Source organism: Bythopirellula superficialaquae, from assembly GCF_059632245.1.
Genome location: NZ_CP197426.1, coordinates 817,323 through 834,367 on the forward strand (window position 1 = coordinate 817,323; position 17,045 = coordinate 834,367).

General features: G+C 55.0%; 8 protein-coding genes. 5 read left to right on the forward strand and 3 right to left on the reverse strand.

The features are described 5' to 3' along the window. Positions 1 to 343 precede the first annotated feature (343 nt). Together SH678x_RS03425 and SH678x_RS03430 are read left to right on the forward strand one after the other, a co-directional pair. On the forward strand, positions 344 to 3,310 hold the full coding sequence (locus tag SH678x_RS03425) for an FAD-binding and (Fe-S)-binding domain-containing protein (RefSeq protein ID WP_496921481.1): 2,967 nt from the start codon (positions 344 to 346) through the stop codon (positions 3,308 to 3,310). Positions 3,311 to 3,335: 25 nt separating this feature from the next. Beyond that, on the forward strand, positions 3,336 to 4,331 hold the full coding sequence (locus SH678x_RS03430) for an aldo/keto reductase (protein WP_496921482.1): 996 nt from the start codon (positions 3,336 to 3,338) through the stop codon (positions 4,329 to 4,331). Between the two features lie 13 nt (positions 4,332 to 4,344). Here the strand turns inward: SH678x_RS03430 and SH678x_RS03435 are convergent, their stop codons facing one another. Genes SH678x_RS03435 through SH678x_RS03445 form a run of 3 tightly spaced genes read right to left on the reverse strand, consistent with a single transcriptional unit; the run spans position 4,345 to position 7,371 of the window. Continuing rightward, complete coding sequence (locus SH678x_RS03435; RefSeq protein ID WP_496921483.1) at positions 4,345 to 4,689, reverse strand: DMT family protein; 345 nt, start codon at positions 4,687 to 4,689, stop codon at positions 4,345 to 4,347. A gap of 4 nt (positions 4,690 to 4,693) precedes the next feature. Beyond that, positions 4,694 to 6,451: an OPT family oligopeptide transporter gene (locus SH678x_RS03440; RefSeq protein ID WP_496921484.1), complete on the reverse strand. Its 1,758-nt coding sequence runs from the start codon at positions 6,449 to 6,451 to the stop codon at positions 4,694 to 4,696. Between the two features lie 14 nt (positions 6,452 to 6,465). Next, positions 6,466 to 7,371, reverse strand: coding sequence for a cation diffusion facilitator family transporter (locus tag SH678x_RS03445; protein ID WP_496921485.1), 906 nt, complete (start codon positions 7,369 to 7,371; stop codon positions 6,466 to 6,468). Between the two features lie 257 nt (positions 7,372 to 7,628). Between SH678x_RS03445 and SH678x_RS03450 the strand changes: the two genes are divergently transcribed. The 3 genes from SH678x_RS03450 to SH678x_RS03460 all read left to right on the forward strand — a co-directional run bounded on the left by SH678x_RS03450 (position 7,629) and on the right by SH678x_RS03460 (position 16,995). Then, positions 7,629 to 10,736, forward strand: coding sequence for a DUF1553 domain-containing protein (locus SH678x_RS03450; RefSeq protein ID WP_496921486.1), 3,108 nt, complete (start codon positions 7,629 to 7,631; stop codon positions 10,734 to 10,736). Beyond that, positions 10,733 to 12,196 carry a DUF1501 domain-containing protein gene (locus SH678x_RS03455; protein ID WP_496921487.1) on the forward strand — a complete coding sequence of 488 codons (1,464 nt, stop codon included), beginning with the start codon at positions 10,733 to 10,735 and terminating at the stop codon, positions 12,194 to 12,196. Before SH678x_RS03450 ends, SH678x_RS03455 begins: the two co-directional genes overlap by 4 nt. 389 nt (positions 12,197 to 12,585) lie before the next feature. Continuing rightward, entirely contained in the window at positions 12,586 to 16,995 is a 4,410-nt protein-coding gene (locus SH678x_RS03460) for a G8 domain-containing protein (protein ID WP_496921488.1), read from the forward strand. The last annotated feature ends 50 nt before the right edge of the window (positions 16,996 to 17,045 follow it).

Consider the following 17,045-nt stretch of genomic DNA (forward strand, 5'->3'; position numbering starts at 1 on the left):
GCCACTTCGGCTTGCGGTTTTCAGAAGACTTAACAAACTGAAGAAAGGTTCGCGCCACACTTCCAGGTAGGGGTCAGAAAAGTCGCGGATTTGAACCGCCAAGGACGCCAAGTGCGCCGAGGAAGATTTATTAACCACGAAACATCACGAAAAACACGAAAGGTATTATTTGTGAAATTTGTAGGATTCGTGGTTTGCAGATTTTTTTGGCGATCTTGGCGTCCTTGGCGGTTCAGTGTGATTTGCAATCTTCGCGATGTGCGTTGAGTGTTGAGCGGTCAAGCTTTAGGATGCGTAACAACTTCTAAGTTTCTCGGCCTAGATATCGTTTTGGGTATTCTGCATGAGTGTCGCCGTCGCTTCGAGTCGCCCCCAGATCACACCGCTGCCTGAAAAGGTGCGAGACTATTTAGCGGAACTGGGGAAACGCACCGGCGGTGATATCCGGACCGATAGCATCAATCGCGTGTTGTACAGCACGGATTCGAGCATCTATCAGGTGATGCCCTATGCGGTGGTGCTTCCCAAGAACGTGGAAGAGTTGCACGCAGGGGTGGAACTGGCCGCGAAGTATGGCGTGCCGATTTTGCCGCGCACCGGGGGAAGCAGCCTAGCGGGGCAGACGGTCGGTGAAGCGGTCATCTTTGATTTGAATCGGCATCTGAATGAGGTGCTGGAAGTCAACGTCGAAGAGCATTGGGTTCGCGTGCAGCCGGGCGTTGTGCTGGATCAGCTGAACATTCATTTGCGGCCGCTGGATTGGCAATTCGGCCCCGACCCCGCGAGCAGCAATCGCGCGGGGATGGGGGGAATCGTTGCGAACAATTCCACGGGGAGCCACTCGATTGTTTATGGTATGACGGCGGATCACGTGCTGGGAACGGATGTGTTCTTGGCAGACGGCAGCCGCGCAAGTTTTTCGGCGGTCGAGAAAGATGTACTGGCGGCGAAGTGCAAGTTATCGGGTTTTGAAGGGCAAGTCTATCGTGAGTTAGTAGGACTCATCACGAACGAGACGAATAAGAAAGTTATTCGCGAACACACGCCACGGCATTGGCGGCGATGCGGTGGTTACAACTTGGATCGCTTGGATCCGGCTGGAACGACTTATGCGTTTCCGCCCGATGCGCGATTCAATCTCGCGAAGTTGATGTGTGGCAGCGAAGGAACGCTCGGCGTGATGCACGAGTTGAAACTCAACTTGGTGCGCAAGCCGAAGTTGTCGACATTGGCGATCGTGCATTTCGAGAAGCTGTACACGGCGCTGAGTTCGGTCGCGACGATTTTGGAGGTTGGCCCCACGGCGGTGGAGTTGCTCGATCATTTGGGGATCACGCTGTGTCGTGATGTGCCGGGTTATGCGTATCGATTGCGGAATTTTATTGAGGGCTTTCCGAATTGCGTGTTGATCACGGAATTTACGGGGGATAGTGATTCCGAGTTGACGGCAAAGTTCAAAAGATTGCGCGATCACTTAAACGCGCAAGGCGTGCCGTTCAGCGCGATCACCGAGGCGAAGACTCCGCTGCAACAGGAAGATGTGTGGGTCGTGCGGAAGGCGGGCTTGGGCCTGTTGATGAGCATCAAGGGGGATCACAAGCCGATTCCTTTCATTGAAGATGCGGCCGTGCCAGTGGAGCATTTGGCGGATTATGTGACGAAGGTCGAAGAGTTCTGCAACGACATCGGTACGCAGGTCGCTTACTACGCGCATGCGAGCGCGGGTTGTTTGCACATCAAGCCGTTGATGAACACCAAAATGGCCGAGGACATCGCCAAGCTGCCGCGGATCGCGGAGTTCTCGGTGGAACTGCTGAATGGTTACGACGGTGTGTTGTCGAGCGAACATGGCGCGGGCCGAACACGAACGTGGCTCAACGAGCGATTCTTTGGGCCGGAGCTTTACGGCTTACATCGCCAAGTGAAGCGAATTTTCGATCCGCAGAACATTATGAATCCTGGGAACATCGTCGATGGCCCCGCGATGACGGACCATTTGCGGTATGACGATCAGTATGAAGTTGAACCTATTAAAGTACACATCGACTTCTCGGCGAATCAGGGTTTGGCCAGCGCGGTTGAAATGTGCAATGGCGCGGGGATTTGCCGGAAGCTAACCGTGGGAACGATGTGCCCCAGCTTTATGGTGACGCAGGAAGAGGAGCACAGCACGCGGGGGCGGGCGAATTTGCTGCGGGCAGCGATGTCGGGGATTTTGCCACCGGGATCGTTCACGAGTGAACGATTGTATGACGCGCTTGATTTGTGCATCGAGTGCAAAGCTTGCAAGAGCGAGTGCCCTTCGTCGGTCGATATGGCCAAGATCAAGTTTGAATTCTTGGCGCATTACTACGAGCAGAATGGCAAGCCGCTGCGGGCGCGGATGATGGTGGATATCGCGCGGGCAAGCCGTTGGTGTTCGGGGGCGCTTGCGCCGGTGGTGAATGCGATACTTTCGAATCGGTTGGTGAAAGTTGTTTTGGAGAAGACGGTCGGAATCAGCGTGCAGAGGCAGTTGCCGCAATTTGCGCGGGAGCCGTTTACGGTGTGGTTTGCTAAGCGGCCGAAGCCAACACAAACCGGTAAGCAGGTCGTGCTGTTTAACGACACGTTCAATACATATAACTATCCCGAGGTGAGCATTGCGGCGACGGAAGTGCTGGAAGCGGCGGGGTATGACGTCGTCTTGCCGGGGCATTATTGCTGTGGACGCCCCGCGATTTCCAAAGGCTTTGTCGATCAGGCACGGGCCTCGGCGCGGGATTGCGTGGAGAAGCTTTTTCCATTTGCAGAGCAGGGGATTCCGATCGTCGGGCTCGAGCCGAGTTGCTTGCTCACGTTACGCGATGAATTGTTCACATTGCTTCCTGAGGAAACGCGGGTAGCGAAGATTGCCGAGCATTCGTTCTTGTTTGAAGAATTTATCGCGAAGCTGGCCGACGAAGGGACGTTGAATCTCAACATTCAGCAAGCGCTGGGCAAAGTTTTGCTGCATGGGCATTGTCATCAGAAGGCACTCGTGGGGACGGGGCCTTCCAAGCGAACGTTAGCGGCGGTGGGGGGCGAGGTGCAGGAAGTGGATTCGGGCTGCTGCGGCATGGCGGGGTCGTTTGGCTACGAAGCGGAGCATTACGATGTGTCGCTGGCGATGGGAGAACGCCGGTTGTTGCCGGCGGTGCGGGCGGTCGGTGAAGAGACAACCATTGTGGCCGCGGGGGTGAGTTGCCGGCAGCAGATTAAACATGGCACGGGGCGACGGGCGCTGCATCCGGCAGAAGCTTTGCATAGATCCTTGTTTCCGGAGCGCTAAGCCGCGAGCGGCGGGGAGGATTGGAATGCAGTATCGTACTTTGGGGAAGACTGGTTGTCGTGTTTCGGAGATTGGGCTGGGTTGCTGGCAGTTGGGGGGCGACTTCGGTGCGATTTCTGATGAGCGTGCCGAAGAGATTCTCGATGAAGCAGCGCGGCAGGGGATTGACTTTTGGGATACGGCCGACGTTTATGGCGCGGGGTTGAGTGAAACGCGGATCGGTAAGTGGTGCCTCAAGAATTGCGATGCGACGGGGAAGGAACGACCCACGATCGTGACGAAAGTGGGGCGGAGCGGCGATCTTTATCCGAACAAGTATTCTGCGGACCGCGTGCGGGCGAGTTTGGTGGGTTCCTTGGAACGTATCGGTGGGAACTCGCTCGATCTGGTGCAGTTGCATTGCGTGCCGTTTGATTTGCTCAAGACGGGGGAAATCTTTGGTTGGCTCGAAGCGTTTAAAAGTGAAGGATTGATACGGCATTACGGAGCGAGTGTCGAAACCGTCGAAGAAGCTATGTATTGCTTGAAGCAGCCGGGTTTGGCGACGTTGCAAATCATTTTCAGTTTGCTGCGGCAGGATGCCGTCGAAGAGTTGTTGCCCGCGGCGCAAGCAGCCAATGTAGGGATCATCGTGCGGTTGCCGCTGGCGAGCGGATTGTTGGGCGGGAAGATGACGGTCGAGCGGCAGTTCGCGGCGGAAGATCATCGCAATCACAATCGTGATGGGCAGCGTTTCAATGTCGGTGAGACATTCTCGGGCCTGCCGTTTGAAAAGGGTGTTGCGCTCGTTGAAGAATTGAAAGCGATGGCACCGGCTGAGATGCCGTTGGGACACTTCGCGTTGCGCTGGATTTTGGATCATCCCGCGGTGAGCACGATCATCGCGGGGACGACACGGCCAGAGCAGGTGGCCGAGAATGCGGGGGCGAGCCAGACGGCGGCGCTTGATCTGACGTTGCGGGAGAAGTTGACCAAGTTTTATTGGGATAAGGTGCGGCCGCATGTGCGGGGGCCGGTGTGAATAGAGCGGGGCACTACTTTCTAAAGATGAAGAACACTGCGCCGCAGAGGCAGAGGCCGGCCCAGAGGAAGTCGAGTTTGATCGGCTGCTTCATGTACCAAATTGAAAATGGCACGAAGACGGCGAGCGTGATCACTTCTTGCATGATCTTCAGCTTGGGCAAATCGAGCATCGTGTAACCGATGCGGTTGGCGGGGACTTGAAGCAAGTATTCAAACAGCGCGACGCCCCAACTCAGAATCGCCGCGATATACCACGGCTTGTGATTGAGTTCCTTGAGATGCGCGTACCAGGCGAACGTCATGAAGACGTTGGACGCGATCAGCAGCAAGACGGTTTTGGTGATGACGGAGGTCATATTCTTATTGTGCTTGTAATTGATCCTGGGCAATGGTGAGTATCGCGTTGACAATTCCCATGAGGCCTTCACCGGCAATAAAACCAGACGCCACGGCAAAGCTAAGTTTCTCAGCGGATTTCGAATTGAAAAGTTGCCAAGCATACAAAATAAGAAGCCCATAGAACATACAGAGGGCATGCTCGGGGAGCGTGATAAAACCGATGCCGAAAGCCAATCCGCTGGGAACAAATGGTTTCACGCGGGGAAAACGGCGCAAGCAAGGAAGAGCGGCCCCGAAGAGGGCGGCGATGGCAGCAGCGGTGGTTGCGTGGCGAGGCAAAGAGTCCAGGCCATCGGCAAGTACTTCGGCCATGGCTTTCCAAGCAAAGGCCGCAGGTGCGGGAAGTTTTTCACTGCCAAGTCCCCAGGCATTGGTAAGAACTTGAAAAACCGGAACGACAAAGATCACCCCTGCCACAACTCCGCCGAGTTGAGCGATGAACAGTTTGCGCGGAGATGCTCCAAGCAAGTAGCCGGTCTTGAGGTCTTGCATCATGTCGGCAGCCTGACTGGCACCCCCGGCGGTGATGGCGGCAGCCATGAGATTGGTCGACATTTGCCCCGGCGCGATGCCGCCGTAGACCAATTGAGTCACTTTGCCGAGTCCACCGACGGGATTGACGTTCGTTTCGCCCACCGAGCGCACACCCACCGTTGCAAGGACCGCCGACATGGGAATCGCAATCGCGGTCAGATACCAAGGGATATTAAAAAAGTAGTCGGCAATCACCATGAGAATCGGCGAGGCAATCAGTATGCCGCCGATCCACCAACTGTTGGGAATGGCTTCGGGGTCTGCACTATCATCTTCGCCGAGGGTTGTAGGCGTTGTTAAAGTCTTGACAAAGGTTCGCCAGGAGAGTGCCAAGGCTGTTAACGATTCACTAACCAAGACGGCCACGCCGGTCCAGAGGATCCAGCCGCGCGGGCCATCGGCAAAACTCATGACCGCGCCCGGGGCCCAACCTTTGCTTTGAGCCAGCGGCCCGAGGATTCCCCAACCGGTGACGGCACCGGCAACGAGTGACCAGACTACGCGTGAGCTCATAATCATGCCAGCGCCGATGAGTGATGGGCCCAACGTGACTTTGAATCCCCACATGGCCGCCGTGGCCAGTGCGCCAATGCCAAACCATTCCGCCAGCGGGGGTGACATGATGTGCTCGTTAAAGTGGGATGCCAGCGTGAAGGCCCCGGCTGCGAGCGCTGATCCGAGCAGTACACGCGACTTGATCAAGGCATCGCCAGCATCAGACGCCATGGCAAGAATCGTTTCCGCCGTGGCAGTACCGTCGGGGAAGCGCAGTTTTTCGATCTCGACAAATTGGCGACGTAGCGGCACGGCGAAGAAAATTCCCAACAAGGTCACCACGGTCCCCCACAGCACGATCGAGATACCAGAAACGGGATATCCCAAGAGCATCATGGCGGGGATGGCTGCGAGAAGTCCCGCTGAACTTGACATGTATCCGGCCGTGGAGCCAGAGGCTTGCGCGATGTTGGTTTCGAGCACCCCGAGTCGATTGTTGAGTGCCGCAAAGATCGAATAACTCAAGACGGCAGAAATAATGGATGCACCAAATGCCCAACCAATTTTAAGTCCAACATAAATATTGGTGCAGGCGACGATGCTGCCCGTGAGTGAACCGACGATGACGGCCCGCCAAGTGAGTTGGGCTTCGTTGGGATCAGGAGTATAGAGAATTTCGCTGTCGTCCATGAGAGATACCAATCTTAGTGATGGTCGTGTTTGGATGCGAGGCTACAAGCAATTGTGGCGGGTTGTCGCATGATTTGGATTGTGGTGTGCTCGATGCCGAAGCGGTCGTGGAGTTCCTTTTGCAAAGTGCATAGGAGTTGATCGTCGTCTTCGATTGTGGGTTTGACTAAGTGAACGGTTAGCGCCGTTTCGGTGGTGCTCATGGCCCAGATGTGGAGGTCGTGGAGCTCGGTGATGCCGGGGACGGAAGCGAGATAGTTTTGAACTTCATGGGGATCGATGTTGGGGGGAACGGCGTGCATCGCGAGGTTGAGCGATTCTTTGAGCAGTCCCCAGGTGCTGATGAAGATGACGGCGGCGATCATGATGCTTGTGGCTGGATCGACCCAATGCCAGCCGGTAGCACGAATGACGATGCCGGCGATCACAACGCCGAGCGATACTCCCGCATCGGCAGCCATGTGCAAGAACGCGCCGCGAATGTTGACGTCGTGATGGCGACCACGCATGAAGAGCAGGGCGGTGAGCGTGTTGACGACCACGCCAATCGCGGCCACGACGATCATGCTGGCACCGGGAATTTCGCTTGGTTCAAACAGGCGACGGACCGCTTCCCAAACAATCGCGCCGATGGCCAGCAGCAGGAGGATGGCATTGAACACAGCGGCGAGGATTGTCGAACCGCGCCAACCATAGGTGCGGCCTGGGCTGGGGGCGATCCGCGCCAAGGCAAAGCCACCCCAGGCGAGCAGCAGACCGATGATGTCGCTGAGGTTGTGTCCAGCATCGGAGAGGAGGGCGAGAGAATTATCCCAGAATCCAAACCCGGCTTCGACGACCACATAGATCAGGTTTAATGTGATGCCGATGAGAAAGGCGCGGCCGTAGTTGGCGGGGGCGTGCGAGTGGTTATGGCTCATGACGGGTTCGGTGGGATTTTCAAGGGAGAATAATCATGGCCAAGCGGCGTTTCTGAATTTGCAAGCTGATCCGTCCTATTTCGCAAATCTGTTGCGAGATTCTTCCCTTAGCATGCAGGGGACGGCACTCCACGTTCGCGGAGCCTTGGAGTAGTATAAAAGTAATGCGGCATTTCGCCGATGCGAACTTTTTTGTCGGCGGGACTGATTCTAGGCCGCCCCTTTCCTCTCCGATCTACGTCTTCCCACGGGCTGTGATGAAGAATCGATTCTCTTCTGCGCTGTGGTTTTTCCTGCTGCTTAGCTGCGGTTTTGCGGGGATGCTACGAGCCGAGCTGCCTGAGCGGGTCGACTTCAATTTTCATATCAAGCCGATCTTGTCGGATCGCTGCTACACCTGCCACGGACCTGACCAAGAAGATCAGCAAGGTGGGTTTCGACTTGATCAGCAGGAAAGTGCGCTGGGTAAAGCGGATTCGGGGATGAATCCGATCGTGCCGGGTGATCCCGCGGCGAGCGAGATTTTGAATCGCCTAACCACCGACGACGAGAGCATGCGGATGCCGCCGGTGGATTCCAAGCTGTCGGTTTCGGACGAAGAGGTTGCGCTGATTCGTAAGTGGATTGAACAAGGGGCGGAGTGGAAACCGCATTGGTCGTTTTTGCCGTTGGTGGTTGGGGACGCTAAACCGCAAGCGGGGGGGATTGATCGATTTGTGGGGGCGAAGTTAGAGGAGGTGGGGTTGAAACCAGCGTTGCCGGGTTCGAAGGAACAGTTGATACGGCGGCTGACGTTTGATTTGACGGGGTTGCCGCCGACGCTTGAAGAGGTGGATGCGTACGTGGCGGATGATTCGCCGGATGCCTATGAAAAATTGGTTGATCGGTTGTTGGCGTCGCGCCGCTATGGGGAACGGATGGCGGTTGATTGGCTCGACGTGGCTCGCTACGCCGACACGCATGGCTATCAATCGGATAAGTACCGCGCGGTGTGGTCGTGGCGAGATTGGGTGGTGAAGGCGTTCAACGAGAACTTGCCGTTCGATCAATTCATCGTGTGGCAATTGGCGGGTGATCTGCTGCCCAACGCGACCGACGAGCAAATCTTGGCGACCGCGTTCAATCGCTTGCATCGGCAAACGAACGAAGGGGGAAGCATCGACGAAGAGTTCCGCGTGGAATATGTGGTGGATCGAGTCGACACTTTTGGCACGGCGTTTTTGGGACTCACCGTGCAATGCGCTCGTTGCCACGATCACAAATTCGATCCAATCAGCCAAAAAGATTATTACCAACTGTTCGCGTTCTTCGACAACATCGATGAAAGCGGATTGTATTCGCACTTCACGTCGGCCGTGCCATCGCCGACTTTGTTGCAAACGACGACGGAGCAGAAGGAACAGCTCAAAAAGCTCGACGAACAGATTGCTGTCGCGGAAAAGCGATTGGCAGCGATTACCAAAGAGCAGGGTGCTGAGTTTGGTGTGCTCACGGAAAATGCCGGATTGATCGGCAACTTCACGATGGAAGAGATCGTCGACAAGACAATCACGAATCAAGCAAACAAAGATCAGCCGGCAAAGACGGAAGGGGATGTGAAGATCGTTGCTGGTCAGAACGGCAATGGCTTACATCTGAGTGGCGAGAACAAGTTCTCGACCAAGGTTGGCGGCGATTTCACGCGCGACGATCCGTTCACGATCAGTTTGTGGATTAATGCGCCCGATAAGAAAGAGCGAGCCGTGGTGTGGCATCGTTCGCGGGCGTGGTCGGACGCGGGAAGCCGGGGCTACGAACTGCTGATTGAGAATGGCAAGCTCAATGCGGCTTTGATCCACTTCTGGCCGGGAAATGCGATCAGCGTGCGGACTAAGCATGAGTTGCCGCTGAATGATTGGCAGCAAGTGACGGTGACGTATGATGGTTCGAGCCGAGCGGACGGGCTCAAAATTTACCTCAATGGCGAGTTGCAACAGACCGAGGTTGTGCGCGACAAACTAACGAAGACGATCAACTATATCAAGCGAGCCCGCGCGAATAATGAAGGAGATTTGGACACGGCTGACGAATTTACGATTGGTCAGCGGTTTCGGGATCGTGGGTTTAAGGATGGGCTGGTGGATGAACTGAAGATTTTCGATCGTGAATTGAAGTCGGTGGAGGTGGGGCGGTTATTTGATGGGGAGGTTTTGGGGGAGGAGAGCGCTAAGCCGGCGAGCGGCTATGTACAAGCGGTTGAGAAACTTCGCAAGTTGCGGAAGCAGAGAAGCGATTTTCTAGATGAGATTCCTGAGATCATGGTGATGCAGGAGCTGCCCGAGAAGCGGCAGACGTATTTACTAGCACGTGGGGCGTATGATGCGCCGAGCACGCCGGTGAATCCTGAAACGCCGAGCGGACTGCCCAAACTGCGCGAGGACTTGCCGAAGAATCGGTTGGGATTGGCGGAATGGGTCGTTGATCCCGAGAATCCACTCACCGCGCGCGTGACGGTCAATCGGTTTTGGCAATCGCTTTTTGGACAAGGATTGGTGCCGACCGCGAATGACTTTGGCAGCCAGGGGCAATTGCCCACGCATCCGGAATTGCTCGATTTTCTAGCGATGTCATTTATTGACTCAGGCTGGGACGTCAAAGCACTCGTTAAGCAAATCGTGATGTCGGAGACTTATCAGCAGTCGTCGGATTGCGATTCGGAGTTGCGGGAAGAAGACCCGCAGAATTTGCTGCTCGCGCGTGGGCCGCGGTATCGATTGTCGGCGGAAATGATTCGTGACACGGCGCTCTATTTGAGTGGTTTGCTGGTTGAACAAATGGGTGGCCCGCCGATGAAGCCGTATGAACCACCCGGATTGTGGGAAGAAAAAGGTTCCGAATCCTATGTGCGTGACGAAGGCGCGGGGAGCCATCGCCGCAGCTTGTACACATTTTGGAAGCGAACTTCCCCGCCCCCCGCGATGGTGACGCTCGATGCCACGGATCGGGAAGTCTGCGTTGTGCAGCGACAAACAACGGCCACGCCGCTGCAGGCGTTGGTGCTGCTCAATGATCCGCAGTACGTCGAAGCAGCACGTGCCGCGGCGGAAAGTGTCTTGCTCGAACGAGAAAATTCGGTCTCTGAGCAGATTGGCAAGTTGTTCCGCCTGTTTATTGGCCGGACGCCTTTGGACAGCGAGTTACAATTGCTGGAAAAGCTTTACGCGGAGCAGTACGCAGGTTTCAAAACTGCGCCCGCGGCGGCACAGGAATTTTTGGCGGTGGGTGATCATCGGGCGGACGAATCGTTGGATCCGGCGAAGCTCGCGGCGATGACGGTCGTGGCCGAGGCGGTGATGAACCATTATGAAACGGTAACCAAACAATGAGTTGCTCGTACAACGACCATGTGGATGACCAGAGCGGGGACATGACGCGGCGGCATTTCTTTGCGCGCACGAGTGTCGGGCTCGGTTCGGCCGTGTTGGCGCACATGTTGGGGAGCAACTCAGCGGCTGCGTCGGTTGGTTCGCCATCTGGCGGTGTGCTGCCGAATTTGCATTTTCCCGCGAAGGCGAAGCGGGTGATTTATCTCTTCATGAGCGGCGGGCCGTCGCAGATGGAGATGTTCGATTACAAACCTCTGCTCAACGAAAGAAACGGCGAAGAGTTGCCCGACTCGGTACGTCAGGGGCAACGGCTAACGGGGATGTCGGGAAATCAGGCGACATTGCCGCTGGCGGGGTCGATTTTCAAATTCAATCAGCACGGCCAGAACGGCACGTGGGTCAGCGAACTGTTGCCGCACACGGCGAAAGTGGTCGACGACCTGTGCATCATTCGTTCGATGTACACCGAGGCAATTAACCATGATCCCGCGACGACCTTTTTCCAGACGGGTTCGCAGATCGCGGGGCGGCCTTCGATTGGGGCTTGGCTGAGCTACGGTCTCGGATCGTCGAACGACAATCTGCCAGCATTCTGTGTATTGGTGAGTCGTGGCGCGGGAGGGCAACCGCTGTATTCACGGTTGTGGGGGAGCGGGTTTCTGCCTTCGGTGCATCAGGGGGTTCAGTTTCGCGCCGGACAGGACCCGGTGTTGTATTTGAATAACCCGGCTGGAATATCTGCTGAAAGCCGACGCGGCATGCTCGACCGCTTGCGGGAGTTGCACCAGATCCAAGCCGAGAAGACGCTCGACCCGGCGATTTCAGCGCGAATCGCTCAATACGAAATGGCGTTTCGGATGCAGACTTCCGTGCCCGAAGTGACGGACATGTCGCAGGAGCCAGAGCACATTTTCGATTTGTATGGCCCTGATTCGCGCAAACCGGGGACGTTTGCCGCGAATTGTTTGCTCGCCCGAAAACTGGCGGAGCGCGACGTGCGCTTCATTCAGCTGTTTCACCGTGGGTGGGATCAGCACGACAATTTGCCGTCGGGGCTGACCGAGCAATGCCAAGCGACTGATCAGGCATGCGCGGCACTGATTACCGATTTGAAACAACGCGGACTGCTAGAAGACACCCTTGTCGTGTGGGGGGGTGAGTTCGGAAGAACCAGTTACAGCCAGGGAGAACTCACAGCCTCGAATTACGGCCGCGATCACCATCCCCGGTGTTTTACGATGTGGATGGCGGGTGCGGGTGTGAAGCCGGGCTTGGTTTACGGCGAGACCGATCCGTTTGGATACAACATTGTGAAGAATCGGGTCCACGTTCACGATTTGCAGGCAACGCTACTGCATTTGTTGGGGGTCGACCACGAGCGGCTCACCTACAAGTTCCAGGGCCGCCGCTATCGGCTGACAGATGTTCACGGACAGGTGGTGAGTCCAATCCTCATTTAGGGGGTGCAGACTTTGAACGCACTGAAAAACGCAAAGTTTTGCGGGCTGGGCGAGCCGGAGAATTTGTGGCAATTTTGATCACACGGTTTGAAGAGTTTCTTTGTCGGATGCCCGAAAAAAAGTGAAATCTGTGTTTCTTTTCCCAGTGACATTGCCTACTCTTCAGTTGCAGGGGCTTTTCGAAGGAAATACATTCGCATTTACCTTACGCCAGGGACCGCGTCCTCTTTAGGTAAATTGCTTTGATGGCGCCATGATGCCAGTCATGGTTAGCAACATGGATGTTTTGTTCGCGCAGTGATGTCGCGATAAACGTTGCACTAATATTCTCTTTCCTTGAGCAGGATGGCAGCGACGTCATCTTTGTCTCGCACTCCCTATTGAGACCTATGTCGATAGCAAGTCTTCTCGTTGGCCTAGCGGATATTTTCAACTCGAAGAAGAAATCTCTTAAAGCGAAACCCGTCACGCAATGCACACTGGGTGTGGAGTCGCTCGAAGATCGCCGATTGTTGGCGGTGAGTGCTGCGCAGTTTTATCTGAACGGCACAAAGCTGGTCATCACGGGAAGCAACGACGCCGACACGGTGACCGTGACTCAAGCGGCTAATGGTAATATCAATGCGCGGTTGGAATCGGGTGGCGAATCGATCGCGATTGATTATCTGGCGTCGCAAGTCACGCAGATCAGTTTTTCCGGCAAAGAAGGTAACGATACGTTCGTCAATTCCACGGATCTTCCTTCACGGGCTACAGGTGAAGGGGGAAACGACACCCTGATGGGTGGGACAAACATCGATGACTTCGATGGTGGTGATGGTGATGATCTGCTCATTGGTGGCGATGGGAACGACATTCTCAGAGGAGTAAACGGCCATGATGTGATTCAGGGCGGTGCCGGCAACGACACGATCACCGGTGGCGACGGCAACGACTTGCTCCAAGGGGGGGACGGAGATGACGTCCTCAGAGGTGCTACAGGGAATGATCAGTTGTTAGGAGAAAACGGCGCCGACCGTCTCTACGGTGACGAGGGAAATGACTCGCTTTCTGGTGGAGATGGGGATGACTCCCTCGAAGGTGGGGATCACGATGATAATTTGGCGGGAGGTTCAGGCAATGACACGCTTTCGGGACAAGCCGGCAACGACACGCTTTCTGGGGATGATGGCGACGATACATTAAGCGGCAACGACGGGAATGACATACTCCGCGGCGGTGGAGGCAACGATGTGCTAAGGGGTGGTTTAGGCAATGATTTTTTAAACGGACAACTTGGCGACGACCGACTCTTTGGTGATGAAGGTCACGATTCTCTGTCTGGCGAGGACGGCGTCGACGATGTTAACGGTGGTGAAGGCGACGACAAATTGATGGGCGGGTCGGGTAATGACTCGCTCAAGGGTGACAACGGCAATGACTCGATTTTTGGCGAAGCAGGTGACGATGTCTTACAAGGGGGTGACGGTCACGATCAGCTAAAGGGTGGTGATGGCAAGGATTCGTTGCGTGGCGGGCTGGGCAATGACTTTTTGAATGGTCAGCTTGGCGATGACAAGCTTTTTGGAGAAGCCGGAAACGATTCGCTTGTCGGCGACAATGGCAACGACGAAATCTATGGCGGCGATGGTGATGACAGGCTTACGGGTGGTACTGGCGATGATCTTATGTATGGCGAGCTCGGGAACGATTCGCTGTGGGGCGATGGCGACAATGATACGCTCGTAGGAGGCGATGGTTGGGACCGTCTCTATGGCGGCGACGGTGACGACAACTTGCGCGGAGGCAACGGCGATGATTTACTTCGCGGCGATGCGGGCATCGATCGACTGTACGGTGAGAATGATGCCGATCAATTGTTCGGCGGCACTGGTAACGATGAAATTTACGGTGGCGAGGGCCATGACTCTTTGCAAGGCGAGGCGGGAGACGATCAGCTCTTTGGCGAAGCGGGAAATGATTTTCTCGATGGGCAAGAGGGCACCGACCGACTGATGGGAGGCTTGGGAGATGACAAGCTGTTCGGCGGAGCGGGCGACGATCAACTCCGTGGCAATGAAGGCAGTGATTATCTTTGGGGCGGTGACGGCAATGATTCTTTGTACGGGCAAGCGGGCAATAATTATTTGTTCGGGGGTGCCGGTGATGATTACCTGCTTGGGGAGGCTGAGAACGACTTACTTTCGGGAGAAGCTGGTGCTGATACGCTCGAAGCGGGAGCGGGGAACGACATCCTTATTGGTGGCGACGGAATCGATTCTCTCAACGGCTCATTGGGCGAAGATTTGCTGATCGGTGGGCTGGTAGCTCACAATCTGCCGGCTCTGGAAACGCTCATGGCGGAATGGTCGAGCGGGGCCGACTATCACGAGCGGGTTCATCACATTGAAGATGAAATGTTTGGGGCATATCTGCAATCTGAGGAAACCGTCTTTGACGATTACGTGCCGGATTCGATCTTGGGTGGTGCAGAGCTGGATTGGTTCTTCGTCACGGGTGCGCTCAGTGTTTACGATCCAAATATGTTGGATCATGAGCACCAACAAGCTCATTCTGCAGGCGGCCATCATGACGTTCATATAATCGGTCACTTGCCGATGGTGGAAGGCTTTGATTTATTGGATTCGCTGGATAATTTGCGTGACAAAGGGGACGAAGAATCGCTGCACACCTTGATTCCTCACTCGGACGACGCGAGCAAGCGGAGAGAGCATCTTTCTCTGTTTGAACTGGTCCGCTATGACGAAGTGACTCACTACGCGGTCACGAGCGGGAATTGGGGAGACTCTGCCACCTGGAGTAACGGCGTGGTGCCTACGAACGGCTCGCGAGTCTTAATTCCGATTGGTGTTGAAGTCACGGTCGATCGTAGGCTTGATACCGAGATCTTCACCGTACGGGTCGACGGTACTCTTTCGTTTGCGACTAATGTGGTTACCCGGCTGAAGGCGGATACAGTCATTGTTTCTGATGTGGGTTCTTTCGTTATGGGTACCGAAGAGAATCCCATCGCCGACAATGTGACCGCACGCTTGGTAATCACCGACAATGGCGCGATTAATCGAACCTGGGATCCCTTTGGAATCAGCCGAGGTCTCATTACGCATGGAGCGGTCTCGATTCACGGCGCAGCCAAAACTTCAGCCCTGCCCATTAACACGAGTTTATTGGCTGGAACGTCATCGTTAGTTTTTTCCAGTATTCCCGTCGGCTGGAAAGTGGGCGACCAGATCGTGATACCTAGTACGACCGTCGATGGTGAAGATGAAGTCCGCACGATCCGCAGTCTTTTGGGGAATCGAGTCATTATTGATCCGCTCTCTCACGATCATTTGTTGATTTCGTTAGACCAAACGGTTCATGTCGCGAATGTGACTCGCAATGCCGTGATCGAATCTGATGGGAATGCGATCGCCCGTCGGGGGCATGTCATGTTCATGCATAATCCCGACGTGGAGATCGAGTACGCGAAATTTTTTAAGCTGGGTCGAACCGATAAGACGCAAGTGATCAACGATCCTGTCGTCGACGCGAATTGGAATTTAGTGTCGGGCACAGGCACTAATCCACGAGCACGCTATGCCGTGCATTTCCATCGCGCGGGAACGGCTGCCGATGGAACACCTGCTGTCGTGAATGGTAGCGTCGTGGAAGACAACGGCGGCTGGGGTTACGTCAATCACAGTAGCAATGTCAATTTTGTTAATAATGTTTCCTTCAACGTATTGGGAGCGGCCTTTGTCACGGAGGTGGGGGACGAGATTGGTTCCTTTGTTGGTAACGTTGCGATTCAAACCAAGGCTTCGGGAGATGATATTGAAGCACGGCTTGTGGCGCAAGACTTTGGCCATGGGGGCGACGCGTTTTGGTTCCAGGGTACGGGAATTCGTGTGATTAACAACGTGGCAGCCAATGCCGAGGGAAACGCGTTTATCTATTTTTCGCGCGGCTTGGTTTTTGGCGGACATGTACCGACATTCGATGCCGATAATCTTGCCGACCCCTCGCTCGCTAACGGAGCGGATTCGATCTTGGCCAATGATGTACCGATTCTGGAGTTTTCCGGCAACCTGGGTTACGCCTCGGGAGTGGGAGTTGCGATTTGGTACAACTTGAGAAACGCCACTCACAATGGAGTGAGCGTGATTGAAAATTCCTATTTCTGGAATAACAAAGAGGGCGCTGATGTTCCTTACGCGCGCAACATCGTTTTGCGGAACTTGACAATCCTGCACGATTTTGTGGAAATCGGAGTAATCGGCGTCAACTCCAACGCCGCCTCGAAGAATATCATTTATGACAATCTCTATGTGAGCGGTTATCACATTGGCATTGAAGCCGCCAAGCGAGGTTACTCGATCATCAACGGAGGCTCATTGGCAACACGCATCGGAGTTTCAGTGCGACCCGCGGCCGAGCCTGGCCGCACCGTCACAATACAAGGTGATTTTTCGATGCTGCCCCTGACAAGTGCAATTCTTGGTGCTTATGTGCAGCAAGACGTGAATGTTCGCTTTGAAGACGATGCTTTTAAGGTGGGTTGGGGCGTAGATCATTTGTTCTATGATTCCAAAGTATATTTGAACTACGGCATCTTCGGTAATCGGCAACTTTACTCACATATACAGGTCGGAAGCGCGATTCCATTCCCGGTGGCGGAACCTCAGATTCCGGCTGAATACGTCGGCAAAACAACAGCCCAATTGCAAAGCCAGTATGGTTTGACGATCTATGGTGAAATCGCGCCTGATGTTGTGTTTGCGATTCCGTCGCTGGGAGGCCTGTTAGGCTTGCTGTGATATGTAGCGTCCATGAATTAGCGCGTCACTTATCCAAGAGCAGGTCTGTA

Bases quoted from the DNA above. Each gene is read 5' to 3' on its own strand.
- SH678x_RS03425 (WP_496921481.1), top strand. From the start codon at position 344: ATGAGTGTCGCCGTCGCTTCGAGTCGCCCCCAGATCACACCGCTGCCT.
- SH678x_RS03430 (WP_496921482.1), top strand. From the start codon at position 3,336: ATGCAGTATCGTACTTTGGGGAAGACTGGTTGTCGTGTTTCGGAGATT.
- SH678x_RS03435 (WP_496921483.1), bottom strand. From the start codon at position 4,689: ATGACCTCCGTCATCACCAAAACCGTCTTGCTGCTGATCGCGTCCAAC.
- SH678x_RS03440 (WP_496921484.1), bottom strand. From the start codon at position 6,451: ATGGACGACAGCGAAATTCTCTATACTCCTGATCCCAACGAAGCCCAA.
- SH678x_RS03445 (WP_496921485.1), bottom strand. From the start codon at position 7,371: ATGAGCCATAACCACTCGCACGCCCCCGCCAACTACGGCCGCGCCTTT.
- SH678x_RS03450 (WP_496921486.1), top strand. From the start codon at position 7,629: ATGAAGAATCGATTCTCTTCTGCGCTGTGGTTTTTCCTGCTGCTTAGC.
- SH678x_RS03455 (WP_496921487.1), top strand. From the start codon at position 10,733: ATGAGTTGCTCGTACAACGACCATGTGGATGACCAGAGCGGGGACATG.
- SH678x_RS03460 (WP_496921488.1), top strand. From the start codon at position 12,586: ATGTCGATAGCAAGTCTTCTCGTTGGCCTAGCGGATATTTTCAACTCG.